The organism is Thermovibrio ammonificans HB-1, assembly GCF_000185805.1.
GTDB lineage: Bacteria > Aquificota > Aquificia > Desulfurobacteriales > Desulfurobacteriaceae > Thermovibrio > Thermovibrio ammonificans.
In genome coordinates, this window is sequence record NC_014926.1 from 224,957 (window position 1) to 248,489 (window position 23,533).

General features: G+C 52.7%; 30 protein-coding genes. 29 read left to right on the top strand and 1 reads right to left on the bottom strand.

Annotated elements, in window-relative coordinates; all coding sequences use genetic code 11:
• The first annotated feature begins 72 nt into the window (after window positions 1-72).
• The 11 genes from THEAM_RS01220 to THEAM_RS01270 all read left to right on the top strand — a co-directional run bounded on the left by THEAM_RS01220 (window position 73) and on the right by THEAM_RS01270 (window position 10,281).
• A complete protein-coding gene (locus THEAM_RS01220; RefSeq protein WP_013536997.1) occupies window positions 73-912 on the top strand; it encodes a metal ABC transporter substrate-binding protein in 840 nt (279 codons plus the stop codon).
• Window positions 909-1,478: an anthranilate synthase component II gene (locus THEAM_RS01225; RefSeq protein WP_013536998.1), complete on the top strand. Its 570-nt coding sequence runs from the start codon at window positions 909-911 to the stop codon at window positions 1,476-1,478. The genes THEAM_RS01220 and THEAM_RS01225 overlap by 4 nt, the downstream gene beginning before the upstream one ends.
• A complete protein-coding gene (gene lpxB, locus THEAM_RS01230) occupies window positions 1,475-2,569 on the top strand; it encodes a lipid-A-disaccharide synthase (protein ID WP_013536999.1) in 1,095 nt (364 codons plus the stop codon). Before THEAM_RS01225 ends, lpxB begins: the two co-directional genes overlap by 4 nt.
• A complete protein-coding gene (locus THEAM_RS01235) occupies window positions 2,566-3,660 on the top strand; it encodes a THUMP domain-containing class I SAM-dependent RNA methyltransferase (RefSeq protein ID WP_013537000.1) in 1,095 nt (364 codons plus the stop codon). Before lpxB ends, THEAM_RS01235 begins: the two co-directional genes overlap by 4 nt.
• Before the next feature lie 41 nt (window positions 3,661-3,701).
• A protein-coding gene (gene prfB / locus THEAM_RS01240) for a peptide chain release factor 2 (RefSeq protein ID WP_013537001.1) occupies window positions 3,702-4,824 on the top strand; the annotation gives its coding sequence in 2 pieces (ribosomal slippage) (window positions 3,702-3,776 and window positions 3,778-4,824; 1,122 coding nt in all).
• Entirely contained in the window at window positions 4,817-5,119 is a 303-nt protein-coding gene (crn3, locus tag THEAM_RS01245; RefSeq protein ID WP_013537002.1) for a CRISPR-associated ring nuclease Crn3/Csx3, read from the top strand. The genes prfB and crn3 overlap by 8 nt, the downstream gene beginning before the upstream one ends.
• Entirely contained in the window at window positions 5,116-6,066 is a 951-nt protein-coding gene (locus THEAM_RS01250; protein ID WP_013537003.1) for a tRNA dihydrouridine synthase, read from the top strand. The genes crn3 and THEAM_RS01250 overlap by 4 nt, the downstream gene beginning before the upstream one ends.
• A 78-nt stretch (window positions 6,067-6,144) precedes the next feature.
• Window positions 6,145-6,414 carry a 30S ribosomal protein S15 gene (gene rpsO, locus THEAM_RS01255; protein WP_013537004.1) on the top strand — a complete coding sequence of 90 codons (270 nt, stop codon included), beginning with the start codon at window positions 6,145-6,147 and terminating at the stop codon, window positions 6,412-6,414.
• Between the two features lie 125 nt (window positions 6,415-6,539).
• On the top strand, window positions 6,540-8,684 hold the full coding sequence (locus THEAM_RS01260) for a polyribonucleotide nucleotidyltransferase (RefSeq protein WP_013537005.1): 2,145 nt from the start codon (window positions 6,540-6,542) through the stop codon (window positions 8,682-8,684).
• Window positions 8,677-9,531 carry a dUTP diphosphatase gene (locus THEAM_RS01265; protein WP_013537006.1) on the top strand — a complete coding sequence of 285 codons (855 nt, stop codon included), beginning with the start codon at window positions 8,677-8,679 and terminating at the stop codon, window positions 9,529-9,531. The genes THEAM_RS01260 and THEAM_RS01265 overlap by 8 nt, the downstream gene beginning before the upstream one ends.
• A gap of 54 nt (window positions 9,532-9,585) precedes the next feature.
• A complete protein-coding gene (locus tag THEAM_RS01270; RefSeq protein ID WP_013537007.1) occupies window positions 9,586-10,281 on the top strand; it encodes a rhomboid family intramembrane serine protease in 696 nt (231 codons plus the stop codon).
• Here the strand turns inward: THEAM_RS01270 and THEAM_RS01275 are convergent.
• Window positions 10,261-11,346, bottom strand: a complete 1,086-nt coding sequence (locus THEAM_RS01275; RefSeq protein ID WP_013537008.1) for an AAA family ATPase — start codon at window positions 11,344-11,346, stop codon at window positions 10,261-10,263. The two genes, THEAM_RS01270 and THEAM_RS01275, sit on opposite strands and share 21 nt — an antisense overlap.
• 148 nt (window positions 11,347-11,494) lie before the next feature.
• On the opposite strand from THEAM_RS01275, the gene THEAM_RS01280 reads away from it, so the two are divergent.
• From THEAM_RS01280 to rplN, 18 genes are all read left to right on the top strand, one after another.
• Window positions 11,495-13,030 carry a 2-isopropylmalate synthase gene (locus THEAM_RS01280; protein WP_013537009.1) on the top strand — a complete coding sequence of 512 codons (1,536 nt, stop codon included), beginning with the start codon at window positions 11,495-11,497 and terminating at the stop codon, window positions 13,028-13,030.
• A 160-nt stretch (window positions 13,031-13,190) separates the two neighbouring features.
• The gene (locus tag THEAM_RS01285) at window positions 13,191-13,622 is read left to right on the top strand and encodes a hypothetical protein (protein ID WP_013537010.1); all 432 of its coding nucleotides are present in this window, start codon (window positions 13,191-13,193) and stop codon (window positions 13,620-13,622) included.
• 69 nt (window positions 13,623-13,691) lie between these two features.
• On the top strand, window positions 13,692-14,072 hold the full coding sequence (gene rpsL / locus THEAM_RS01290; RefSeq protein WP_013537011.1) for a 30S ribosomal protein S12: 381 nt from the start codon (window positions 13,692-13,694) through the stop codon (window positions 14,070-14,072).
• A gap of 16 nt (window positions 14,073-14,088) precedes the next feature.
• Window positions 14,089-14,559: a 30S ribosomal protein S7 gene (gene rpsG, locus THEAM_RS01295; protein ID WP_013537012.1), complete on the top strand. Its 471-nt coding sequence runs from the start codon at window positions 14,089-14,091 to the stop codon at window positions 14,557-14,559.
• 23 nt (window positions 14,560-14,582) lie between these two features.
• On the top strand, window positions 14,583-16,685 hold the full coding sequence (fusA, locus tag THEAM_RS01300; RefSeq protein WP_013537013.1) for an elongation factor G: 2,103 nt from the start codon (window positions 14,583-14,585) through the stop codon (window positions 16,683-16,685).
• Window positions 16,686-16,814: 129 nt separating this feature from the next.
• Window positions 16,815-18,011 (top strand): elongation factor Tu, encoded by a 1,197-nt coding sequence (gene tuf / locus THEAM_RS01305; RefSeq protein WP_013537014.1) that lies wholly within the window; start codon window positions 16,815-16,817, stop codon window positions 18,009-18,011.
• A gap of 20 nt (window positions 18,012-18,031) precedes the next feature.
• Window positions 18,032-18,343 carry a 30S ribosomal protein S10 gene (gene rpsJ, locus THEAM_RS01310; protein ID WP_013537015.1) on the top strand — a complete coding sequence of 104 codons (312 nt, stop codon included), beginning with the start codon at window positions 18,032-18,034 and terminating at the stop codon, window positions 18,341-18,343.
• A 15-nt stretch (window positions 18,344-18,358) separates the two neighbouring features.
• Window positions 18,359-18,982 carry a 50S ribosomal protein L3 gene (rplC, locus tag THEAM_RS01315; protein ID WP_013537016.1) on the top strand — a complete coding sequence of 208 codons (624 nt, stop codon included), beginning with the start codon at window positions 18,359-18,361 and terminating at the stop codon, window positions 18,980-18,982.
• A gap of 10 nt (window positions 18,983-18,992) precedes the next feature.
• The gene (rplD, locus tag THEAM_RS01320) at window positions 18,993-19,619 is read left to right on the top strand and encodes a 50S ribosomal protein L4 (RefSeq protein ID WP_013537017.1); all 627 of its coding nucleotides are present in this window, start codon (window positions 18,993-18,995) and stop codon (window positions 19,617-19,619) included.
• On the top strand, window positions 19,616-19,939 hold the full coding sequence (gene rplW / locus THEAM_RS01325) for a 50S ribosomal protein L23 (RefSeq protein WP_013537018.1): 324 nt from the start codon (window positions 19,616-19,618) through the stop codon (window positions 19,937-19,939). The genes rplD and rplW overlap by 4 nt, the downstream gene beginning before the upstream one ends.
• 15 nt (window positions 19,940-19,954) lie before the next feature.
• Entirely contained in the window at window positions 19,955-20,782 is an 828-nt protein-coding gene (rplB, locus tag THEAM_RS01330; RefSeq protein WP_013537019.1) for a 50S ribosomal protein L2, read from the top strand.
• A 9-nt stretch (window positions 20,783-20,791) separates the two neighbouring features.
• A complete protein-coding gene (gene rpsS / locus THEAM_RS01335; RefSeq protein WP_013537020.1) occupies window positions 20,792-21,070 on the top strand; it encodes a 30S ribosomal protein S19 in 279 nt (92 codons plus the stop codon).
• 13 nt (window positions 21,071-21,083) lie between these two features.
• A complete protein-coding gene (gene rplV, locus THEAM_RS01340; protein ID WP_013537021.1) occupies window positions 21,084-21,482 on the top strand; it encodes a 50S ribosomal protein L22 in 399 nt (132 codons plus the stop codon).
• Between the two features lie 19 nt (window positions 21,483-21,501).
• The gene (gene rpsC, locus THEAM_RS01345) at window positions 21,502-22,200 is read left to right on the top strand and encodes a 30S ribosomal protein S3 (protein ID WP_013537022.1); all 699 of its coding nucleotides are present in this window, start codon (window positions 21,502-21,504) and stop codon (window positions 22,198-22,200) included.
• Window positions 22,201-22,202: 2 nt separating this feature from the next.
• Window positions 22,203-22,631, top strand: coding sequence for a 50S ribosomal protein L16 (rplP, locus tag THEAM_RS01350; protein WP_013537023.1), 429 nt, complete (start codon window positions 22,203-22,205; stop codon window positions 22,629-22,631).
• Between the two features lie 3 nt (window positions 22,632-22,634).
• Window positions 22,635-22,835: a 50S ribosomal protein L29 gene (gene rpmC / locus THEAM_RS01355; protein ID WP_013537024.1), complete on the top strand. Its 201-nt coding sequence runs from the start codon at window positions 22,635-22,637 to the stop codon at window positions 22,833-22,835.
• 11 nt (window positions 22,836-22,846) lie between these two features.
• Window positions 22,847-23,140, top strand: a complete 294-nt coding sequence (gene rpsQ / locus THEAM_RS01360; RefSeq protein WP_013537025.1) for a 30S ribosomal protein S17 — start codon at window positions 22,847-22,849, stop codon at window positions 23,138-23,140.
• A 23-nt stretch (window positions 23,141-23,163) separates the two neighbouring features.
• Window positions 23,164-23,532, top strand: coding sequence for a 50S ribosomal protein L14 (rplN, locus tag THEAM_RS01365; RefSeq protein WP_013537026.1), 369 nt, complete (start codon window positions 23,164-23,166; stop codon window positions 23,530-23,532).
• Window position 23,533: the final 1 nt, after the last annotated feature.

Sequence of the window (23,533 nt, forward strand, 5' to 3'; positions counted from 1 at the left end):
GGTAGGGGGAAGGTTGGGCTAAATTATAACAGTTGAATTAAAATAGCCTTAGCTTAACCGGAGGTTTCTGTTATGAAGCGCCTTCTCTTCTTGCTGCTGGTTTTCCCGCTTCTGCTCGTTTCCTGTTTTAAGGGGGAGAAGGGTAAGCCCTTGGTTACCACTACACTGCCGGTGTGGAAGAGTGTTGCCTACTACATCGGTGGAACCGATTTCCGCTACTACTCTATTTTGAAGGGAGGGGAGTCTCCCCACGGTTATGAGCCAAAACCTTCCGACTATAAGAAGCTTAAGGAGGCCTCTTTGGTTATTATTCACGGCCTCGGCCTTGATGACTGGGCCCTTAAGGGGATAGACAGGAAGAAGGTTCTTGACCTGGGAGCTCTGTTTGCCAAGAAGTACCCGCAGATAAAGCGGCCCGACTACCACCTGTGGATGAACCCGGTTATTATGGAGGACGTTTATTTTGAGGTTGCCCACAGGCTTACCGCCTTTTATCCAAAAAGGGAGACTTACTATACAAAGCGGGCCGAGGATTACGCCTCTATGATTGAGCAGCTGATAGGTAAGATGGAGGGGTGTTTTAAGGAGAGCGGTGCCAAGGCGGTTGTTGTTTACCACCCCGTTTGGAAGCCCTTTTTTGATACTTTCGGCATTAAGGTTATAGAGATTGCGAGGAGCCCGGAGGAGCAGGTAACTCCCGAGAGGATAAGGGAGGTTGTTGAGGAGGCCAAGAGCCTGGGGGCAAAGCTTGTTGTTTCTGAGAGCTTCTCCGACCGTAAGGTTCCCGAACTTGTTGCCAAGGAGATAGGGGGCAGGCTTTTGGTTTTGAATCCGCTGCCTTCCGATAACTACGTTTCCGCCCTTGCCGAGTGGGGAGAGAAAATCTGTAAGGGGTTTAAGGAGACGAGATGATTTTGATGATAGATAACTACGACTCTTTCACCTACAACGTTGTCCAGTACTTCGGTAAGCTCGGGGCCGATGTGAGGGTTGTGAGGAATGATAAGATTACGGTTCCCGAGATTGAGGAGCTTCACCCCCAAGCCCTCGTAATCTCCCCCGGCCCCTGCACCCCCCGTGAGGCCGGGGTTTCCGTTGAGGCGATAAGGCACTTTGCCGGGAAGCTCCCCATTTTCGGAATATGTTTGGGGCACCAGTCTATAGGCTTTGCGTTCGGCGCAAAAATTGTCCGGGCCAAGAAGCTTATGCACGGAAAAGCTTCAAACATCGTTCACGACGGCCGCTACCTGTTTAACGGAATGAAGAACCCCTTCTCGGCCATTCGCTACCATTCTTTGGTTATCGATAGGGAAACCCTCCCTTCCGACTTTGAGATAACTGCCGAGAGCGAAGACGACCGGGAGATAATGGGGATTCGCCACAGGAAGTACCCCATATACGGCGTTCAGTTCCACCCCGAGTCGGTTCTTACGGAAGACGGTATAAAAATCATCGAGAACTTCCTGAAGCTGATATGAGCTCACTCCTTATAGTCTCCGGGGAGCTTTCCGGGTTTAACTACGTTAGGGAGCTTGTCCCCTACCTTAAGGGGAGCGTTGAGCTCTACGGCGCCCTCCTTGCTCCCGTTGACGGTGTGGAGCTTGTCCTTGACACTTCCCGCCTTACGGCCTTCGGCCTCTTTGAGGTGATTTCAAAGCTCCCGGAGGTTTTTCGGGCAAGGCGCAGGCTCGTTTCCTTCCTTCGGGAGAAAAGGCCCGATGCCGTTTTGCTCGTGGACTTTCCCGGTTTTAACCTCTGGCTTGCCAGGGAGGCAAAGAGGCTCGGCATTAGGGTTTTCTACTTCATTCCTCCCAAGCTGTGGGCCTGGGGAGAGAGGAGGGTTAAGGTTCTGAAAGAGTGTGTGGAGAAGGTCTTTGTTATATTCCCCTTCGAGGAGGAGTTCTACCTTCGACGGGGGGTAAACGCCCTGTTTATTGGCAACCCCCTTGTGGATATGGTGAGGCCGAAGCTCTCCCGGGAGGAGTTTGCCTCCCGTTTCGGCCTTGAAGTGCCCTTTTACGCCCTACTTCCCGGAAGCAGGCCTTCGGAGATGAAGTACCTCCTCCGGCCTCTCCTTCAGACCGCCCGAGAGCTTAAGCTAAAGTTCGCCCTGCCGGTTGCCGAGAGCCTTAACTTCTCTGCCGTTGAAAGGGAGGTTCTTGATTCGGGAGCAGACGTTACTCTCGTCCCTCCGGAGTTTCGGTACGACCTGCTCTATTTTGCAGAAGCCGGCATTGTAGCCTCGGGAACGGCGAGCCTTGAGGCGGCCATTGCAGGACTTCCCCACCTTGTTGTTTACAGGCTCAACAGGCTCACCTACGCCGTTGCGAAAAGGGTGGTAAAGCTTCCCTACGTATCGCTTCCCAACATAGTTGCCGGCAGGGAGGTGGTTCCGGAGCTCCTTCAAGATAGGGTTCGACCCGAGTGCCTCGTTCCGGCTTTTAAGGAGCTTCTCGGGAAGAGGGACTCCCTGAGAAAGGAGCTTCAAACCGACGTTAAGCAGAAGCTCTCGGGCGGGGCGATTGAGCGCTTAGCCCTTGAACTTAAAGAGCTGTTGGAGGTGAGGTGAAGCTCTTTGCAGTATCTCAGCCGGGAATAGAGCAGGTGACCGCCGATGAGCTTCAAACCCTCGGCCTTAACGGCACCATCCTGCCCGGGGGCGTTGAGTTCGAAGGGGGCCTGAGGGAGCTCTACAGAGCGAACCTCTGGCTCAGGAGCGCAAGCAGGGTTCTCGTTAGGCTCTGCACTTTCAGGGCAAAACACTTTGCCGAGCTTGTGAGAAAGGCCTCCAAATGCCCCTGGAGCCACTACATCACCCCCGAGCTTCCCATAAAAGTGAGGGCAACGTCGCGCCGCTCCAAGCTTTACCACACCAAGGCAATAGAGGAGAGAGTCCTGCGTGCCATTAAAGAGGTAGTCGGCTTTGAGCCCAAAACCACCGACTACGAAGACGAGGGAACCAGCGTAATAGTTCGGTTCGAGAACGATATCTGCACGATTAGCGTAAACAGCTCCGGAGCTCTCCTCCATAGAAGGGGCTACAGGGTTGCCGAAACCGAAGCTCCCCTCAGGGAGAACCTGGCGGCCGCAATGGTTCTGCTTTCCGGCTGGAGGGGAGAAGTTCCCCTTGTAGACCCCTTTTGCGGCTCCGGAACCATACCGATAGAGGCGGCCCTCATTGCTGCAAATATTCCGCCCGGCTTCAAGAGGGAGTTTGCCTTTATGAAGTGGCCCAACTTCGATAGTTCCCTCTGGGAGGAGGTTAAGTCCGAGGCCCTATCCGGTGTACGCCCAGTCAACGTTCCCGTTCTCGGGTTCGACATAGACCCCGATGCAGTTTCGGCTGCCGAGAAAAACGCCCGTGCCGCGGGGGTTGAGAGGTTTGTCACCTTTAAGAACCTCTCCTTCCCCGAGCTCAACTTCAGCGAAGCCTTCATAGTTACGAACCCTCCTTATGGCGTAAGGCTTACCTTCGTTCGGGCCTCTCAAGTTTACAGGCGGCTTGGGGAGTGGGTAGAGACGAACTTCAAACGATACAAACTCCTGTTCCTTGCTCCCGGCAGGAGGCTGGCCCGTGAAACGGGGTTGCCGGTAGAGCAGGTTACCCATTTCTCAAACGGCGGCATAACCGTTGGCCTTTGGGTTGCTGAGAAGGGTTAACGGCCCTACATTAAGCCGGGAAAAGTTTATAGGGGAGCGAGATGATAGAGCGGGTTCAGGAGCTTAAAGAGCAGGTTTCGAAGCTCAAGGAGAAGTATGCCGAAATAAGGGGGTATTTTTGACCTCGATAAGATGAAGAGGCGTCTCTCCGAGATAGAGGAGGAGATGGCCTCCCCGGATTTCTGGAACGACCCCAAGAAGGCTCAGAGCCTCTCCGTTGAGAGGAACCACCTTGAACAGGAACTCGAGGCCTTTAAGTCGGTTGAACAGAAAATAGAAGACAGCGAAGTTCTCATAGAGATGGCCGAGGAAGAGCAGGACGGCTCTCTCCTTGACGAAGCCGAGCAGATGCTCTCCGACCTCGATAAAACCCTCGACCGTCTCGAGGTTAAAAAGGTCCTCTCGGGAGAGTTCGACAAAAACAATGCCATAGTTACGATTCACGCAGGAGCCGGCGGAACCGAGAGCTGCGACTGGGCCCAGATGCTGATGAGAATGTACATTCGCTGGGCCGAGAGAAAGGGCTTCGAAGTTGAGATACTCGACCTTCAGGAGAACGAAGAGGCCGGAATAAAGAGCGCAACCCTGCTCATTAAAGGCCCTTACGCCTATGGCTTCCTTAGGGCCGAGCACGGTACCCACCGGCTCGTGAGAATCTCACCCTTTGACGCTAACGCCCGCCGCCACACCTCCTTCTGCGGCGTTATAGTTGTTCCGGAAATCGACGAAGACATAGAGGTTGAGATAAAAGAGGAGGACCTGAGGATAGACACCTACAGGGCCTCCGGTGCCGGTGGTCAGCACGTTAATAAAACAGATTCCGCCGTTCGGATAACCCACATCCCTACGGGTATAGTTGTAACGTGTCAGAGCGAGCGCTCCCAGATTCAGAACCGTCAGCGGGCAATGAAGATACTGAAGGCCCGCCTCTACGAGCTTGAGCGTCAGAAGAGGGAGGAGAAGATTGCCCAGGCCAGGGGCGAGCATAAGAGTATAGCCTGGGGTAACCAGATACGCTCTTACATCTTCCAGCCCTACAGGCTCGTTAAAGACCACAGGACGGGAGTAGAAACCTCCAACATAGACGCCGTTATGGACGGCGACATAGACCTCTTCATAGAGGCTTACCTGAAACAGAAGGCGAGGGAGGGGGCAAGTGGTTAGGTTTGAGGTGAAAGAACTTTCAGAAATTGATGCTACCTTGGTTGAGTTTGAGATAGTCGACGGTGTTTTATCTGTTGAAGAAGGTTTTTCGATAGAGTTACCTGAAGTCCCTTTTGATAAGGGTGTTATTCTCAGTGGGAGAGGGCCTATTTGGTTTTACGGAAGACTCCTTCATGCTTACCACCCCTCCCGCTGGGTGGCCGTTTTTGACCCCCGTTTGGGGGCGGTTGTTGTTGCTTCCCACTGGAGGGGGGTAAGTGAAGGCACAGTTATTCCTCGGGAGAAGCTCCGGTGAGCTTAAAAATAGACCGAGAGGTGATACTGGCCCCTATGGCCGGCTACACCCACTCGGCCTTCAGGCTTTTATGTAGGGAGTTGGGGGCAGATAGAACCTACTCCGAGCTTATGAACGCAACGGGGATAGCCCGCAGGGGAGAGGAGAAGGAGCTCTCCTTCTTTACCGACTCGGAACGCCCGATTCACCTTCAGGTTTACGGCCAAAACCCTGAGGAGATTGCCCAGGGAGCCTACGTACTTGCCTCTAAGTACAGGCCGGAGGCGATAGACATAAACTTCGGCTGCTCGGTTAAGAAGGTGCTCAAGGCGAAGGCTGCGGGCTACCTCCTCCAGTACCCGGAGGAGATGGGAAGAATAGTAGAAGAAACTGTTAAAGCCTTGAAGCCTTTAGGAATTCCGGTTACGGTAAAGATAAGGCTCGGGTTTTACGAGGATACCCTCGAGGAGATAGCCGAAAACCTGCTGAAGGCGGGAGTTTCCGCCATAGCTCTCCATCCCCGACTTGCCGTTCAGGGTTTTAGCGGCAGTGCTGACTGGAGCAGGGTAAAGGCACTAAAGGAGATTGCGGGCTCCGTTCCGGTTATAGGGAGTGGCGATGTGAGGAGCTGGCGCCAAATAGACGAGAAGTTCGAGCAGACGGGCTGTAACGGCGTTATGGTGGGCAGGGCCGCCGTTTCAAACCCCTGGATATTCAAAGAGTATAAAGAGCGCAGAGATATTGAGGTTTCGCTGGCCGAGCGGGTAGATTTTATTCTACGCGAGCTTGAGCTGATGTGGGGTTACTTCCCGAAGGAAAAGGCGTGCAAAGCGATAAAGGCCCAGATAAGTCAGCTCTTTAAAGGGGTGCGCGGTAAGGCGAAGCTCAACGACGCCATTATGAGAAGTAAGAGCTGTGAAGAGCTCGTTTCTAACTTACTGAGGATTAAGGAGGAGTTCTCCGGTTGACCTCTTTACAAGCGCTGGCTGCTTTGTTAAATTTCCAGTTGCCTTTTGCCACCGGTGAAACGAAATGGGAGGTTTTAGATGGCTGTTGACAAGGACGTTATCCAGGAGATTGTTAAGAAGTACGGCTTCCACGAGAAAGATACCGGTTCTCCTGAAGTTCAGATTGCCATTCTCACCGAGAGGATTAAGAACCTGACCGAACACTTTAAAGAGCACAAGCACGACAACTACAACAAGAGGGCCCTTCAGAGGCTCGTAGGTAGGCGTAAGAAACTCCTTAAGTACCTGAAGGAGAAGGACTTTAACAGGTACCAGAACATCGTTCTGAAGCTTGGTCTCAGGAAGTAACTCCCCGGGGGCTCGGCCCCCTTCTCAAGCCTTCCCCTCCCTGTGATATCATTCCACCGCCGTCGTAAATTTCCTATTCTTTTATTGTCAGAAGCACCAAAAACAACTTTAACCGGAGGAGAAAGATGTCCATATCAGAGGTTGCAATAGAGGTTGGCGGCCGTCCTATGCGTTTTCAGACCGGAAAAGTGGCCAAGCAGGCAGACGGCTCCGTTCTCGTTTCCCAGGGAGACACCATCGTTCTTGTAACCGCCGTTATGAGCGATGAGCCCAGGGAAGATGTAGACTTCTTCCCCCTGCTGGTGGAGTACAGGGAGAGGGCTTACGCCGCAGGTAAGATTCCCGGCGGTTTTATAAAACGTGAGGGTAAGCCCACCGATGAGGAGATTCTGAAAGCCCGCGTTACAGACCGCTCCATAAGGCCGATTTTCCCGAAAGGCTTCAGGAACGACGTTCAGGTTATAGCCTTTGTCATATCTGCCGACCAGGAGAACGACCCTGCTGTTCTTGCAATTAACGGAGCTTCCGCCGCCCTGCACATATCCCGGATACCCTTTGAAAAACCGGTAGGAGCCGTAAGGGTTGCAAGGGTAGACGGTAAGCTGGTTATAAACCCCTCTTACGAAGAGAGGCAGAGGGCCGATATAGACCTCATCGTTTCCGGAACGGAAGACGCCGTTGTTATGGTTGAAGGGGGTGCCAAGGAGGTTCCCGAAGAGGAAGTCCTCGATGCCATCCTCCTTGCCCACGAAGAGATTAAAAAGATTGTTAAGGCTCAAGACGAGCTTCGCAACCTTGCCGGAAAGCCCAAGTACCAGTTTGTTGCTCCCGAGCTCGACCCCGCCACCAAAGAGCGCATAAAACAGTGGGTATTTGAGCGTATAGAGCCTGTAATAACCATAAAGGACAAGCACGAAAGGCGCGAGAAACTTCGCGAGCTTAAAGAGCTTATGCTCATAGAGCTCAACATTCCCGAAGAAGACCACCACCTTGCCAAAGAGGCCTTTAATGAGGCCGAGAAGGAGTTTGTCAGGAAGATGGTCCTTGAAAGGGGCGTGAGGATAGACGGCAGGAAACCCGACGAAATCAGGCCCATCTCCATAGAGGTTGGGCTCCTCCCCAGGGCCCACGGCTCTGCCCTTTTTACCCGCGGCCAGACCCAGGCTCTTGTCACCACCACCTTGGGAACTCCCGAGGAGTACCAGCTCGTTGAAGGCCTTATGCCCGAAGAGCAGAAGCGCTTTATGCTCCACTACAACTTCCCCCCCTTCTGTGTAGGCGAAATCTCCCCCATGAGGGGGCCCGGACGCCGTGAAATCGGACACGGTGCCCTTGCCGAAAGGGCTCTTGCTCCGGTTATTCCCCCCGAGGAGGAGTTTCCCTACGTTATCAGGGTCGTTTCCGACATCCTCGAGTCCAACGGCTCCTCCTCTATGGCTACCGTGTGCGGCGGTTCACTTTCCCTCATGGATGCCGGCGTTCCCATAAAGGCTCAGGTTGCCGGTATAGCAATGGGCCTCATCATGGAGGGCGACAAGTTCGTGGTTCTCTCCGACATCCTCGGAGACGAAGACCATTTAGGAGATATGGACTTTAAAGTGGCGGGAACCAGAAAAGGTGTAACGGCCATCCAGATGGACCTTAAAGTTAAGGGCATTAGCCGTGAGGTTCTCTCCAAGGCCCTTGAGCAGGCCCGTCGGGGCAGGATGTTTATCCTCGATAAGATGGATGCAGTTATAAGCGAGCCCAGGAAAGAGCTCTCCCCTTACGCTCCGAGGATAGTTACAACGAAGATAGACCCCGAGAAGACCCGCGACCTTATCGGTCCGTCCGGTAAGACCATCAAGACCATCATAGACAAAGCCGGAGTGAAAATAACGATTAAGGAAGACGGAACCGTTCTCGTCTCCGCACCGTCTGAAGAGGCTGCGGCTCAAGCTCTGAAGATGATAGAGGACGTAACCAAAGACCTCGAGGTAGGAAACACCTACCTGGGTAAAGTTACGCGGGTAGAGAACTACGGTGCCTTTGTTGAGCTTGCGCCGGGTAAAGTGGGGCTTGTTCACATCTCCAAGCTCCCGCCCGAGCTCAGGGAGAACATATTCGAGAAGATTAAGGTTTCCGACCTCATTCCGGTCAAAATCGTTGAGTTCGACCAGTTCGGCAGGCCCAAGCTCAGCCGCATAGACGTTACGAGGGAGGAGGAGAAGAAACTCCGCGAGACCGGAGGTTTCTACTCTCAGCCCGAAAAGGAGAAGAAGGATGAGTAACTGGGCCGCGGGCTGGGTTTACGGCAGGGGCCTTGAGTTTGAGCTTGAAGAGCGTTTTGCCGACGTTGCTTTAAAACTTGCCCGCCTCCTCGGGGCCTCTGTGGAGCCCCGGAGGGGCGGTTTCCTCGTTAGAGTTGGAACCTTTCCTAAAGTAGAAGGCCCGGACCTCTCCTTCGTCAGGGGACTTTTTGAGTCTGCCGGCTCTTGGGGCAGCAAAACGGTTTACGTTCCCTCTCCGGAGGGTTTCCGTAGTAGCCTCTCTGAGCTTCTGGCTCCCTTTGGAGCCCACTACTGTGCAGGCGGCTTCTTCATAAGGGGAGAGGGTGCAAACCTCTTCCTCCACTCCCTTTACGATGAAGAGCCGGAAGAGAGGAGCGAGTTCTTCTTTGAGAAGTTCTTAAAGTTTATAACCGGAGAGAGCTGGGAGAGAACATTTTTCAGCTACTCCCTTGAGGAGGGAGCTCTTCCTCCCTATAAGAAGAGGGTTTCCGACAGCGGCTTTGACCTTCACCTGATTAGGCTCGTTGAGAAGAGGGGAAACCTCTACTTCTTCGATACGGGCGTTAGGGTGTCGCCCCCTCCCGGTTACTACTTCGACTTAGTTCCCCGCTCCTCAATTTTTAAAAGCGGTTTTATGCTTGCAAACTCCGTTGGGATTATCGATATGACCTACAGGGGAACCGTCAAGGTGCCCCTTGTTAAGGTGGACCCGGAAGCTCCCGAACCGGAGCTACCCTGGAGGGCTGTTCAGCTTATTCCGAGGCGCTTCTACCCCCTTGAGGGAAGGCAGGTTGCAACCTTAGACCCTACCCTTAGAGGGGAAGGGGGATTCGGAAGCACCGGTTAGCCGACCACTGTTGTTACAATAGCCTTTAAGATTACCTGAAGCGAGAGGAGCGGGTTGATTCCGATAAAGGACCTGAACCCGAGCCGGCGCACGCCGGTTGTTACCATACTCATAATATTTTCCTGCTTCCTCGTTTTCTTCTACGAGCTCTACCTGCCTCCCCACCTGCGGGAGGTTTTTATCAGGATGTTTGCAGTTATTCCGTTTGAGATAAGCCACGGCGTAGACCTTCCCCCTCCGGACCCTTTCACCCCTTACGGGAACCTAATCTCCTACCAGTACCTTCACGGAGGGTGGCTTCACATACTCGGGAATATGCTCTTTCTGTGGGTTTTCGGCGATAACGTAGAGGAGAGGTTCGGCAGGCTCTCCTACTTCCTCTTTTATACCTTCTGCGGCGTTGTTGCGGCGCTTACCCAGGTTTTCGTTACACCCGATTCGAAACTCCCCCTCATAGGAGCTTCCGGCGCCATTAGCGGCGTTCTCGGTGCCTACGCCATCCTTTTTCCCCGGGCGGGAATAGTGACGCTTATATTCATCTTCTTCTTCGTAGACGTTGTGGTTGTTCCGGCCCTTGTCTGGATTGCCGTGTGGTTCTTCTTTCAGTTTGTCAGCGCCCTCTTTTCGATACAACACCTCTCCTTCGGCGGCGTTGCCTGGTTTGCCCACATCGGCGGCTTTGTTGCCGGCCTATTGGTTGCTGCTCTCTACAAGCGTTTAAAGCCGGCGTCAGAACCCTACGCTCCTTAAGCTCGGAGACTCCCTCTTCGATATGGAAGGGTCCTTCAGGTAGTTCCTCCTTCTTTCGCCTTTTATGTACTCAACAACCTTGGCTATTGGAACTCTGTCGATTTTCTCAAAGAGGACAGTTGCCCTCTTAAACTCCGGGCGTTTCTCCGCCAGTTTCTCTATGAAACCTCTCTCCACTTCGGGGAGCTCGAGCAGGTCAAACAGCCTTCCGGGCCTAAGGAGGGCCGGGTCTATCTCTTTCAGAGGCCTGTTTGTGCTTATGATTACCTTTGCCCTTTTGGGAATGAAACTGTCGGTTGCAGAGAGTATTGTTGATATAAGGTTTGTTATCTCCTCGTTCGCTCCCCTCTTGAGAGTTAGAGTCTCAAGGTCGTCAAGGACTACCACGTCGTAGTAGAGGAAGGTCTGAAGGTCTCTTCCTGCCTCCTCTAAGGCTTCATTTCCCTTTAGAACGAGAACTTCCACTTCTCTCTTTAAGGTTTTGGGGGCTTCCGAAAGGAGGAACTGAATCAGTTTACTCTTTCCGGTTCCCGGTTTCCCCGAAAGTATCAGCAAACTCTCTCGGGAGGAGAAGAAGGCTCGGGCGAGAGCTTCTGGCTCTATACCGTAGAAGAGCTCCGGGTCTATTCCCTCTTTAAGCGCCTCCGGCGACACTGCGTACTCTGGGCTGCTGCCGTAGGGGTTGTAGAAGCTGAGTTTTACTCCCCTTCCCGGAATGAGAAACGGCTTGAGTTTTTCCCTTACTATTTTTTCGACTTCTCGAGCCTCTTTCCTCTTTTCAAGGAGGACTAAAACGGGTATAGAGCCGTCTCCTGTGATTGTGCACTCCCACCTGAAGGAGATAAACCCGAGGCTCTCAGACTCCCCGCTTAGAACAAGAAGTCCCTCTGTTCGCTCTGCACCCTCTGTTACGGTTTTGCTCTGAAAAACTCTAAACTTCTCCTCCAGGGCCTTTTCGAGCTCTTCAACGCTCTTTTTTGTGATGCCCCTTACCCAGAGTTTTACCTTCCAGAGGCCCCACTTCAGCTCCTTTACCGCTTCTTCTTCGTCGCACCAGCGCCTCAACTTAACCTCCCGCTTTTCCCGGAAGGTTAAGGCTTAAACGGGACATTTTGCGGGTTTTAAGGTAGGGTTTAAAGTAGAATTAGTTCCTTGAATTCTCTCGGGCCACACCATAAGTTTAATTGCAAGTAATTTGCATTTGGAGGCTGCCTTGGAAAGGGAGAAGCTCTACATCTTCGACACCACCCTGCGGGACGGGGAGCAGACCCCGGGGGTCAACTTAACCGTGGATGAGAAGGTCCAAATAGCCAAGCAGCTCGAGAGGCTCGGCGTTGACGTTATAGAGGCCGGCTTTGCCGTTAGCTCTCCCGCCGACTTCGAAGCCGTTAGGCGAATTGCCAAAGAGGTGAGGAACTCTACCGTTTGTTCCCTTGCAAGGGCCGTTGAGCTGGATATAAAAACCGCCTGGGATGCCCTTAAGGAGGGCCACAGGGTCAGGATTCACACCTTTATAGCTACCTCTGATATCCACTTAAAGTATAAGCTCAGAATGAGCCGGGAAGAGGCCCTCAAGAGGGCCGTTGAGGCTGTAAGGCTCGTCAGGGAGGTAAGCGAGGGCAGGGCAGAGGTTGAGTTTTCGGCCGAGGACGCCGGCAGAACCGACCTTAAGTACTTGGCCGAGGTTGTAGAGGCCGTTATAGAGGCGGGTGCTCAAGTTGTGAATATACCCGACACCGTCGGTTATGCCGTTCCCGACGAGTGGTACGAGCGGATTCTCTACCTGAAGGAGAACGTTCCCAACATAGATAGGGCGATAATCAGCGTGCACTGCCACAACGACCTCGGCCTTGCAACTGCCAACTCCCTTATGGCCGTTAAGGCCGGGGCACGCCAGGTTGAGTGCACCATAAACGGAATAGGGGAGCGTGCCGGAAACGCAGCCCTCGAGGAAGTTGTTATGGCCGTTAAGGTGCGCTCCGACCAGTTTCCCGTTTACACCGATATAGATACGAAGCAGATATACAAAACTTCGCAGCTTGTCAGCAGGCTTACCGGCCTCCTCATCTCTAAGACCAAGCCCATTGTGGGCGATAACGCTTTTGCCCATGAGTCGGGTATTCACCAGCACGGCGTTCTCGCCTGCAGGGAGACCTACGAGATAATGAGACCCGAGGACGTGGGCCTTTCGGAATCGAAGATAGTTCTCGGTAAGCACTCCGGCCGCCACGCCCTTGAGGCGAAGCTGAAGGAGATGGGAATTGAGCTTCCCCCCGAGAAGCTCGACGAGGCCTTCCGTAAGTTCAAGGAGCTCGCCTCAAGGAAGAAGGAGATTTACGAAATCGACCTTGAACTCCTGGTTGAAGGGCTTGAGGGCCGCGGAGAGAAGACCTACAAGCTCCTTTACAACCAGGCCGTTAGCGGCGAAGGGGTAATCCCCTCTGCCACGGTTAAGATAGAGACTCCCGTGGGTGAGAAGCTCGGCCTTGCGGTTGGTAACGGCCCGGTTGACGCAACCTACAAGGCGATAAAGAACGCCCTCGGCCTCGGAGAGGAGGTGCAGCTCAAGGACTTTAAAATAAGGGCTCTGACTGCCGGAACCGACGCCCTGGCCGAGGTGTTCCTCACAATAGAGAGCGAAGGGATAAGGGTGAGCGGAAGGGGTGTTGACCCCGATATAGTCAGAGCTTCCGCCCTTGCCTTTGTAGAGGCTCTCAACAGGCTCGCCAAGAGGAGGGAGAGGAAGTAACCTCTCCCTTTTCCTTTGCACCTATTGCCTTCCCTTTTCTTCCCTATTCGGCCTTTCAATCTGATTATCCGATTTAAATTCGGAATTTATTATTTTTAATTCTTGATTCAAGAAATTATTGAACTATAATTTTTTAAAAATGGGAGAAGAGGAGGTGAAAATGGGCGCGCTGAAGAGACTTCTCAGGCTACTTTTCCTGTCGGACGCACCGATTAACCTCTCCTACCCCCTGAGAATGGGGATTTTCTACTGGGTGCTCTCTGCCATTTTTCTCCTCTCTGCACGGCAGGTGCTCGCGGGATACTTAAAGAGTGAGCAGCTGCTCAATGCGGTCATCGAGAAGCTCTTCTTCGTAATCCTCGCCATGGGGGTGCTCTTCTTCGCAATCTGCGTTGTTTACGCCTTTGTCTCCTCCACCGACTACAAGAAGGTGAAGCAGTTTGCCCACGAAATCTCCAGGGGCAACTTCGCCTACAACCCGGAGCTCAGCCCCATAGTAGACCGCGACCTCAAGGAGATTCACGACTCCCTCCTCAGGCTGAAAAAGAGCCTTATAATTTCCTGGGAACTCCTCAAGCAGAGGAAGGGGTAATCCCTTCCTTGACAAATCGAAACCCCTTTGCTTATATTCAGCCCGTCAAACAACATTAGGAGGAGTAGTATGCCCACAATTAACCAGCTGGTTAGAAAGGGGCGTGAAAAGAAGGTAAAGCGCTCCAAGGCACCAGCCCTTCAGGGTAACCCCCAAAAGAGAGGGGTCTGCGTAAGGGTGTTTACAACCACGCCTAAGAAGCCTAACTCCGCCCTCCGTAAGGTTGCGAGGGTAAGGCTCTCCAACGGAATCGAGGTTACCGCCTACATTCCCGGAATCGGACACAACCTTCAGGAGCACTCCGTGGTTTTAGTCAGGGGCGGAAGGGTTAAAGACCTTCCGGGTGTTAGGTATAAGATTATCCGCGGAGCCCTCGACGCCGCAGGCGTTGAAGGCAGAAGACAGTCCCGTTCCAAATACGGAACCAAAAGACCTAAAGACCAAAAATAATTAGGAGAGGACGAGGATGCCCAGGAAAGGACCAGTTCCACCAAGGGAAATACTTCCGGACCCCGTTTACGGAGACAAGCTTGTAGCTAAGCTCATCAACAAGGTGATGAAAGACGGCAAGAAGAGCAAAGCCGAGAAAATCGTTTACGGCGCCTTCGACATCATCAAGGAGAAGCTCGGAGAGGACCCGCTCAAGGTCTTCCACAAAGCCGTAGAGAACGTAAAACCCCTAATGGAAGTCCGTCCACGCCGTGTAGGTGGTGCCACTTACCAGGTACCCATGGAAGTAAACGAGAGGAGGCAGATTCACCTTGCCCTCAAGTGGATCGTGGACGCTGCACGTGCTCGTTCCGAGCGCGGAATGGTTAACAGGCTTGCAAACGAGCTCATAGACGCTTACAACGAGAGGGGCGGCGCCTTCAAGAAGAAGGAAGACACCCACAAGATGGCCGAGGCCAACAAGGCCTTTGCCCACTACAGGTGGTAAAACGAATTTAACGGAGGAAAGCCTTGAGCAAGCAGCAGGCTCTTATAAAGCAGATTAAAGTTCCTCTCGAAAAGGTTAGGAACATAGGAATCATTGCCCACATCGACGCCGGAAAGACTACAACCACCGAGCGTATCCTTTACTACACCGGCCGTATCCACAAAATCGGTGAGGTTCACGAGGGTGCGGCCGAAATGGACTGGATGGAGCAGGAGAAGGAGAGGGGTATTACCATTACCTCCGCTACAACCACCTGCTTCTGGCGCGACCACAGGATTAACATCGTTGACACCCCCGGTCACGTAGACTTTACAATTGAAGTTGAGCGTTCCCTCAGGGTTCTTGACGGTGCGGTAACAATCCTGTGTTCCGTTGGCGGCGTTCAGCCCCAAACCGAAACCGTTTGGCGTCAGGCCGACAAGTACAGGGTTCCCCGTATCATCTTCGTTAACAAGATGGACCGTATAGGTGCCGACTTCTTCCGCGTTGTCGGCGAAGTAGAGGAGAAGCTCGGAGCCAAGCCCGTTCCCGTTCAGATACCCATCGGTGCCGAAGATGAGTTTAAAGGAGTGGTTGACCTGATTACAATGAAGGCAATCGTCTGGGAGGAGGAGACCCTCGGCGCCAAGTACCACTACGAGGAAATCCCAGACGACCTCAAAGACCTGGCCGAAGAGTGGCGCGAGAAGATGCTCGAGGCCATTGCCGACATAGATGAAGAGATAATGATGAAGTACCTTGAGGGCGAAGAGATTACCGAAGACGAAATCAAAGCCGCCCTCAGGAAGGGAACCATTGAGCTCAAGTTCTTCCCGATGCTCTGCGGTTCTGCCTTTAAAAACAAAGGCGTTCAGCCTCTGCTCGACGCCATCGTAGACTACCTTCCCTCTCCCCTCGACATCCCGCCGATTAAGGGAATCAACCCCAAAACCGGAGAGGAGGAAGAGAGGCCCGCATCCTACGATGCACCCTTTGCGGCCCTTGCCTTTAAGATTCTTACCGACCCCTACGTAGGTCAGCTTACCTTCGTAAGGGTTTACTCCGGCCTTATGGAGTCCGGTTCCTACGTTTACAACGCTACAAGGGACAAAAAGGAGAGGCTCGCGAGAATCCTCCGTATGCACGCAAACAAGCGTGAGGAGATTCCGGTTCTCGGTGCCGGAGATATCGCTGCCGCCGTAGGCCTTAGGGAGACCTTTACAGGTGATACCCTTTGTGACCCTGAGCACCCGATTCTCCTTGAGGCAATGGAGTTCCCCGAGCCCGTTATCTCCATTGCCGTTGAGCCCAAGACAAAGGCCGACCAGGAGAAGCTCTCCATAGCCCTGCAGAAACTTGCCAAGGAAGACCCCTCCTTCAGGGTCTCCACAGACCACGAAACCGGTCAGACAATCATCTCCGGAATGGGAGAGCTTCACCTCGAAATCATCGTAGACCGCTTAAAGCGTGAGTTCGGCGTTGAGGTTAACGTAGGTAAGCCCCAGGTTGCCTACCGTGAAACCATCAAGAGCGAAGTTACCCAAGAGGGTAAGTTCATCAAGCAGACGGGTGGTCGCGGTCAGTACGGTCACGTATGGCTCAAAATTGAGCCCCTCGAGAGGGGTAAAGGCTTTGAGTTCCACGAAACCATTAAGGGCGGTGTAGTTCCCAAGGAGTACATCCCTGCCGTTGAGGCCGGCGTAAGGGAGGCCATGGAGACCGGTGTTGTTGCCGGCTACCCGATGACCGACATCAAAGTTACCCTCTTCGACGGTTCATACCACGAGGTAGACTCCTCCGAAATGGCCTTTAAGATTGCCGGCTCCATCGCCTTCAAAGAGGGAGCCAAAAAGGCGAACCCCGTTCTCCTTGAGCCCATAATGGAAGTTGAAGTTACAACTCCCGAAGAGTTCATGGGAGACGTTATCGGCGACCTCAACAAGCGTCGCGGAAGGGTTCAGGGAATGGAGGCTCGCGGAAACGCTCAGGTTATCAAAGCCCTCGTTCCCCTTGCCGAGATGTTCGGTTACGCAACCGACCTCCGTTCCATGACACAGGGACGTGCGAACTACATAATGAGGTTCAGCCACTACGAGGAAGTTCCTCCCAACGTTGCCGAGCAGATAATAGGAGAGAGGAACAAGTAAACTTCCGGGGCCCTTTCGGGCCCTTTTTTCATTATGCCCTTTACAATTGGGTAACTTTGCATATAATACCAGCCTGCAAAAGAGTTTTTGTTCTTTCAAAAACCAATATGGCTATTTAGGAGGATAATCATGGCGAAGCAGAAGTTTGAAAGGACGAAGCCCCACAAGAACGTGGGAACAATCGGCCACGTTGACCACGGCAAGACTACCCTGACAGCGGCAATCACCCACTGCCTTGCGCTGCAAGGAAAAGCCCAGGAAGTATCCTACGACCAAATCGACAAAGCCCCTGAAGAGAGAGAAAGGGGAATCACAATTGCGACAGCCCACGTAGAATACGAATCCGACAAATACCACTACGCCCACGTAGACTGCCCGGGCCACGCCGACTACATCAAAAACATGATAACCGGTGCGGCCCAGATGGACGGAGCGATACTCGTAGTATCTGCGGCAGACGGCCCGATGCCCCAAACGAGGGAACACGTACTTCTTGCGAGACAAGTTAACGTACCTGCGATAGTAGTATTCCTCAACAAAGTAGACATGGTAGACGACGAAGAACTTCTTGAACTTGTTGAACTTGAAGTTAGAGAACTCCTCTCCGAATACGGCTACCCTGGAGACGAAGTACCCGTAATCAGGGGATCTGCCCTTAAAGCCCTTGAATGCACCGACCCCAACTGCGAATGGTGCCAGCCGATATACGAACTTGTAAAAGCCCTTGACGAATATGTACCTGAGCCTGTAAGAGAAATCGACAAACCCTTCCTGATGCCGATAGAAGACGTATTCTCCATCTCTGGACGTGGAACAGTAGTAACAGGAAGAGTAGAGAGGGGGACCCTGAAAGTAGGAGACGAAGTAGAAATAGTTGGATTAAGGGACGAGCCCATAAAGACAGTGGCGACAGGAATAGAAATGTTCAGGAAAGTACTTGACGAAGCCTTACCTGGAGACAACATAGGAGTGCTGCTTAGGGGAGTAGGGAAAGACGAAGTAGAGCGCGGAATGGTAGTAGCCAAGCCTGGTAGCATCAAGCCCCACAGGAAGTTCAAGGCGGAAGTTTACATACTGTCTAAAGAAGAAGGGGGAAGGCACACCCCGTTCTTCAACGGATACCAGCCGCAGTTCTACTTCAGGACGACGGATGTAACAGGGAAAGTTAAGCTGCCTGAAGGCGTAGAGATGGTGATGCCTGGAGACAACGTTACCTTTGAAGTAGAGCTTTTAAAGCCCGTAGCTATTGAGGAAGGGCTGAGGTTTGCGATTCGTGAAGGTGGAAGGACAGTAGGTGCAGGTGTTGTTACCGAGATTCTTGACTAACAATTCGGAGAGGGGTAGTTATGGCTCAGGACCGCATTAGGATAAAACTTACTGCTTACGACCACAGACTTCTCGACAGGTCTGTTCAGGAGATAATAGACACAGTTAAGAGGACCGGCGCTATCGTTGCCGGTCCCATACCTCTTCCAACTAAACGCTCCTGGTGGAGCGTTATTCGCTCTCCACACAAGTACAAGTACTCCCAGGAGCAGTTTGAAATCAGGAAGCATAGAAGGCTTCTCGATATAAAGAACCCCAAGCCGCAAACCGTGGAAGCTCTCATGGACCTGAAGCTTCCCGCCGGTGTGGATGTAGAGATAAAGCTTGACTAATAAAGAGGTGAGGTGATGAAGGGTATCCTCGGAAGAAAAGTAGGAATGACACAGGTCTTTACCGAAGACGGTAAAGCCATAGCCGTTACCGTTATAGAGGCAGGTCCGTGTACCGTTGTTCAGAAAAAGACTCCCGAGCGTGACGGCTACTCTGCGCTTCAGCTTGGCTTTATAGAGAAGAACAAGGCAGAGAGCAAGTTCCCCAAGCCCCTTCTCGGCCACTTTAAGAAGGCGGGCATCAAGCCTACCAGGTGGCTGAAGGAGGTTAAGTTCGACAACGTAGAGGAGTACGCCGTAGGCGACAAGATAACCGTTGATATCTTCAAGCCCGGTGAGAAAGTGGACGTTACCGGAACCTCCAAGGGAAGGGGATTTGCCGGTTACCACAAGAGGCACGGCTTCGGCGGCGGTAGGCGCTCCCACGGTTCCGACTTCCACGAAGGTCCCGGTTCCATCGGTGCCTGTGCAGACCCGGGAAGGGTTCACAAGGGTAAAAGGATGGCCGGTCACTACGGTAACGAAACGGTTACCGTGAAGAACCTTGAAATTGTTGACGTTATCCCCGAGAAAAACCTCCTTCTCATAAAGGGGGCGATTCCCGGACACAAGGGAAGCCTTGTAATAGTTAAAGGAAAGTAAGGGGTGAACGATGGAGATTAAGGTAGTAGACCTCAACAACAAAGAGACCGGAACTGTACAGATAAAGGACGAGATAGCTAACGCTCCTATTAAGCAGCATGCCGTTTGGGAAACCGTAAAGTGGCAACTTGCCAAGAGGAGAAGGGGAACCCACTCCACCAAGACCCGCGGAGAAGTGAGGGGTGGAGGTAGGAAGCCCTGGCCTCAAAAGCACACAGGTAGGGCTCGTCAGGGTTCCATCAGGGCTCCTCAGTGGGTCGGCGGTGGCGTCGTCCACGGTCCTAAGCCTCGCGACTACTCTTACAACCTTCCCAAGAAGGTAAGGAAGGTTGCCCTCAAGAGCGTTGTTGCCGGAAGGATTCAGGAGGGCAACTTCATAGTAGTTGAGGACTTCTCCTTTGAGAAGCCCAAAACCAAGCAGGCCGTTGAGTTCCTGAAGAACCTGGGCCTTGAGAACTCCAAGGTTCTCCTTGTGGTTCCTGCAGAGCTCGACGAGAACACCTACCTCTCCTTCAGGAACCTTCCCAACGTTAAGGTTCTTCCCGTTGAAGGGCTTAACGTTTACGACATTCTCTGCTACGACAAGTGTGTAGTATTCAAGTCAATCCTACCCAAAATAGAGGAGAGGCTGTCATGAGAACCCCCTATGATATAATCCTGCGCCCTGTGATTACCGAAAAGAGCGTAAGGCTTGCGAACCTTGAGGTTAAGAGCTCCAAAACGAAGGAGCCTAAGAAGATTACGAAGGTTACCTTCGAAGTGGCAATGGACGCCACAAAGCCGGAGATTAAGGAGGCGGTAGAGAAAATCTTCGGCGTGAAGGTTGAGAAGGTTAACACCATGATTGTTAAGGGCAAGAGGAAGGGTATCAGGTTCCTCCGTGGAAGGAAGAAGGACTGGAAGAAGGCTATTGTTACCCTTAAGCCCGGCTACGAGATAGACCTTGAGAAACTCTAAGTAAGGGGTTGAAAGATGGGAATTAAAAGGTTTAAGCCATACACGCCGTCCAGGCGTTTTATGACCGTCTCGGACTTTGCCGAGATTACAAAGACCGAGCCTGAAAAGTCCCTTACTGTAGGTTTCGTAAGGGGAACAGGTAGGAATAACCAGGGTAGAATCACCTGCCGTCATAAAGGCGGCGGACACAAGCGCCGCTACAGGATAATCGACTTCAGGCGCGATAAAATCGGCGTTCCCGCTAAGGTAGCGGCTATCGAGTACGACCCGAACCGTTCTGCCCGTATAGCGCTTCTCGTTTACGCAGACGGAGAGAAGCGTTACATCATTTGGCCCGACGGCCTCAAGGTAGGTGACACTGTAGTTGCCGGACCCGATGCCGAGATTAAGGTGGGTAACGCCCTGCCTTTAAGGAACATTCCCGTAGGTACAATCGTTCACAACGTAGAGCTTAAGCCCGGTAAAGGTGGTCAGCTTGCCCGTGCTGCAGGCTCTTTTGCCCAGCTTATGGGTAAGGTGGGCGACTACGCTCAGCTGAGGCTCCCCTCCGGTGAGCTTCGCCTGGTACACCTTGACTGTATGGCCACAATCGGTCAGGTTGGTAACCTCGACCACGAGAACATAGTTATCGGTAAGGCCGGTCGCTCCAGGTGGCTGGGTATCAGGCCGACCGTCCGCGGAACCGCTATGAACCCGGTAGACCACCCCCACGGTGGTGGTGAGGGTAGGACGTTCGGTAAGCACCCTGTTACTCCTTGGGGTCAACCCACTAAGGGCTACAAGACAAGGCGCTCCAAGAAGTACTCCGACAAGTTCATTATTAAACGCCGTAACCAGAAGTAGGAGGTTTAAATGGGCCGCTCACTGAAGAAGGGTCCCTACGTGAACCCTAAGATACTGAAGAAAGTTCGTAAGATGAACGAAACCGGCGAGAAGAAGGTTATAAAGGTGTGGGATAGGGCCTGCACAATCGTTCCCGAGTTTATCGGCCACACCTTTGCCGTTTACAACGGCCAGAAGTTCATTCCCGTTTACGTAACCGAGCAGATGGTAGGCCACAGGCTCGGTGAGTTCTCCCTTACGAGAACGTTTCGCGGCCATGCAGGCCAGAAAGTAGCCAAGAAGAAGTAAGGAGAGGTAGACCATGGCGGTTGAGCAGAGAGACTACTATCAGGCAGGTGAAAGGGGGATTGCAACCCCGGAAGAGGCAAGGGCTATATGGAGAAGAGCCCGTATGTCTGCCTCTAAGGTAAGGCTCGTGATAGACCTCATAAGAGGAAAGCAGGTAGACCAGGCCCTTGCCATCCTTCAGAACACCCCGAAGAAAGCAGCCCGTATGATTGAAAAGGTTTTAAAGAGCGCCATAGCCAACGCAGAGCAGAAAGGGTTAAACCCGGAAGAGCTTGTAGTTAGAAGGGCTTACGTAGATGAAGGCCCCACTATGAAGAGGGTGAGGCCGAGGGCTATGGGAAGGGCCAATATCAGGCGCAGGAGAACCTGCCACATAACCGTTGTGGTAGGAAAGCCTGAGGCTAAAAAGTAACTGATTGTGGAGGTAAACCTTGGGACAGAAAGTTCATCCTGTAGGATTTAGACTGGGAATCACAAAAGACTGGGAGTCTAAGTGGGTAACGAAGAAGAAGGGTGAGTACGTTCACAACCTTCACGAAGACCTTAAAATCCGCGACCTTATAAAGAAGAAGTACTACCACGCCGGTATAGCCCGTATCGACATCGAGAGGACTCCCGAGAGGATAAACATAAGGATATGGGCTGCACGTCCCGGTTTGCTTATTGCGAGGAAAGGGGCGGAGGTAAAGGCCCTTAGGCGTTTCCTCGAAGAGCTTACCGGCAAGAACGTTTACATTAACATCGAAGAGGTTAAGTACCCTCAGCTCAACGCTCAGCTCGTTGCTGAGAACGTTGCTCAGCAGCTAGAGCGCCGTGTGGCGTTCAGGCGGGCTATGAAGAGGGTTATTGCAGATGCCATGAAGGCCGGCGCCAAGGGAATCAAGGTGATGTGTGCCGGAAGGCTCGGCGGTGCCGACATGGCCCGTAAGGAGTGGTACAGGGAGGGAAGGGTGCCCTTGCAGACGATTCGTGCCGACATAGATTACGGCACTGCAATTGCCAAGACCAAGTACGGTGTTATCGGCGTAAAGGTTTGGATTTACAAGGGCGACGTTTACAAGGACGAAACCGAAGAGCTTCTCAAAAAGATTGAGAAAGAAGTAAAACAAGAGATGGCGAGAGGTGAGTAGTCATGTTAATGCCGAGGAGAACCAAGTACAGGAAGCAGCAGAGGGGTAGGCTTAAAGGAAAGTCCTACCGCGGAAACAGGCTCGCCTTTGGAGACTACGGAATTCAGGCCCTTGAGCCTCACTACGTTACAACAAACCAGATTGAGGCTGCAAGGGTTGCCATAACCAGGACCATGAAAAGGGGCGGTAAGGTTTGGATTCGTATCTTCCCCGACAAACCTTACACCAAGAAGCCCCTTGAGACCCGTATGGGTAAGGGTAAGGGTAACGTAGAGACCTGGGTTGCCAAAGTCCTTCCCGGCAGGATAATGTTTGAAGTTGCCGGCGTTCCCGAAGATGTGGCCATGGAAGCTCTCAGGCTTGCAATACACAAGCTTCCCATGAAGTGTCGTATCGTTAAGAGGGAAGAAACCCAAGCGGAAGGGGAGTAAGTAATGAAGAAGTACACAGAGGAGCTCAGACAGAAGTCCACCGAGGAGCTTAAGAAGATGGTAGCCGAGCTTAAGGAGAAGCTCCTTAAGCTCAGGTTTAAGAACGCCTTCGGTCAACTCGATAACCCTATGGAGATTCGTAAGACCAGGCGTCAGATAGCCCGCATTCTCACAATCCTCAGAGAGCGTGGCGTTAAGGCTTAACGGAGGAGACTATGGCAGAGACCAGAGTTAACAGGCGTAAGGTAAGGATAGGAGTTGTCGTTAGCGACAAAATGGACAAAACCGTTGTTGTCCGTGTAACCAGGGAGTTTCGTCACCCCCTCTACGGTAAGAGGGTTAAGAAGTCTAAAAAGTACATGGCACACGATGAGCTCAACCAGTGCCAGGTTGGAGACGTTGTAAAGATTATGGAGACCCGTCCCCTCTCCCGTCACAAGAGGTGGAGGGTCGTTGAGATTATCGAGAAGGCCAAGAAACTCGGTGAAACCACAGAGGAACAGGAGTAAATCCTTACTAAAGGAGTGAGGCGATGATTCAGGTTCAGACATACCTTAACGTGGCAGACAACACTGGAGCCAAAAAGGTCCAGTGTATCCGCGTTCTCGGCGGTTCAAACCGCAGGTACGCCTCCCTCGGTGACCAGATAGTTGTTACCGTTAAGGAGGCTGCTCCCAACGCTACCGCCAAAAAGGGAGAGGTTTACAGGGCGGTAGTTGTCAGGACTAAGAAAGAAGTGAGGCGTCCCGACGGAACTTACATCAAGTTCGACGACAACGCCTGCGTTCTCCTCAACAAGCAGGGAGAGCCGTTGGGAACTCGTATTCTCGGTCCGGTTGCAAGGGAGGCAAGGCAGAAAGGCTTCACCAAGATAACCACTCTTGCTCCTGAAGTTATTTAAG

Bases quoted from the DNA above. Each gene is read 5' to 3' on its own strand.
- THEAM_RS01220 (WP_013536997.1), top strand. From the start codon at position 73: ATGAAGCGCCTTCTCTTCTTGCTGCTGGTTTTCCCGCTTCTGCTCGTT.
- THEAM_RS01225 (WP_013536998.1), top strand. From the start codon at position 909: ATGATTTTGATGATAGATAACTACGACTCTTTCACCTACAACGTTGTC.
- lpxB (WP_013536999.1), top strand. From the start codon at position 1,475: ATGAGCTCACTCCTTATAGTCTCCGGGGAGCTTTCCGGGTTTAACTAC.
- rpsO (WP_013537004.1), top strand. From the start codon at position 6,145: ATGGCTGTTGACAAGGACGTTATCCAGGAGATTGTTAAGAAGTACGGC.
- THEAM_RS01260 (WP_013537005.1), top strand. From the start codon at position 6,540: ATGTCCATATCAGAGGTTGCAATAGAGGTTGGCGGCCGTCCTATGCGT.
- THEAM_RS01265 (WP_013537006.1), top strand. From the start codon at position 8,677: ATGAGTAACTGGGCCGCGGGCTGGGTTTACGGCAGGGGCCTTGAGTTT.
- THEAM_RS01285 (WP_013537010.1), top strand. From the start codon at position 13,191: ATGGGCGCGCTGAAGAGACTTCTCAGGCTACTTTTCCTGTCGGACGCA.
- rpsL (WP_013537011.1), top strand. From the start codon at position 13,692: ATGCCCACAATTAACCAGCTGGTTAGAAAGGGGCGTGAAAAGAAGGTA.
- rpsG (WP_013537012.1), top strand. From the start codon at position 14,089: ATGCCCAGGAAAGGACCAGTTCCACCAAGGGAAATACTTCCGGACCCC.
- tuf (WP_013537014.1), top strand. From the start codon at position 16,815: ATGGCGAAGCAGAAGTTTGAAAGGACGAAGCCCCACAAGAACGTGGGA.
- rpsJ (WP_013537015.1), top strand. From the start codon at position 18,032: ATGGCTCAGGACCGCATTAGGATAAAACTTACTGCTTACGACCACAGA.
- rplC (WP_013537016.1), top strand. From the start codon at position 18,359: ATGAAGGGTATCCTCGGAAGAAAAGTAGGAATGACACAGGTCTTTACC.
- rplD (WP_013537017.1), top strand. From the start codon at position 18,993: ATGGAGATTAAGGTAGTAGACCTCAACAACAAAGAGACCGGAACTGTA.
- rplW (WP_013537018.1), top strand. From the start codon at position 19,616: ATGAGAACCCCCTATGATATAATCCTGCGCCCTGTGATTACCGAAAAG.
- rplB (WP_013537019.1), top strand. From the start codon at position 19,955: ATGGGAATTAAAAGGTTTAAGCCATACACGCCGTCCAGGCGTTTTATG.
- rpsS (WP_013537020.1), top strand. From the start codon at position 20,792: ATGGGCCGCTCACTGAAGAAGGGTCCCTACGTGAACCCTAAGATACTG.
- rplV (WP_013537021.1), top strand. From the start codon at position 21,084: ATGGCGGTTGAGCAGAGAGACTACTATCAGGCAGGTGAAAGGGGGATT.
- rplP (WP_013537023.1), top strand. From the start codon at position 22,203: ATGTTAATGCCGAGGAGAACCAAGTACAGGAAGCAGCAGAGGGGTAGG.
- rpmC (WP_013537024.1), top strand. From the start codon at position 22,635: ATGAAGAAGTACACAGAGGAGCTCAGACAGAAGTCCACCGAGGAGCTT.
- rpsQ (WP_013537025.1), top strand. From the start codon at position 22,847: ATGGCAGAGACCAGAGTTAACAGGCGTAAGGTAAGGATAGGAGTTGTC.
- rplN (WP_013537026.1), top strand. From the start codon at position 23,164: ATGATTCAGGTTCAGACATACCTTAACGTGGCAGACAACACTGGAGCC.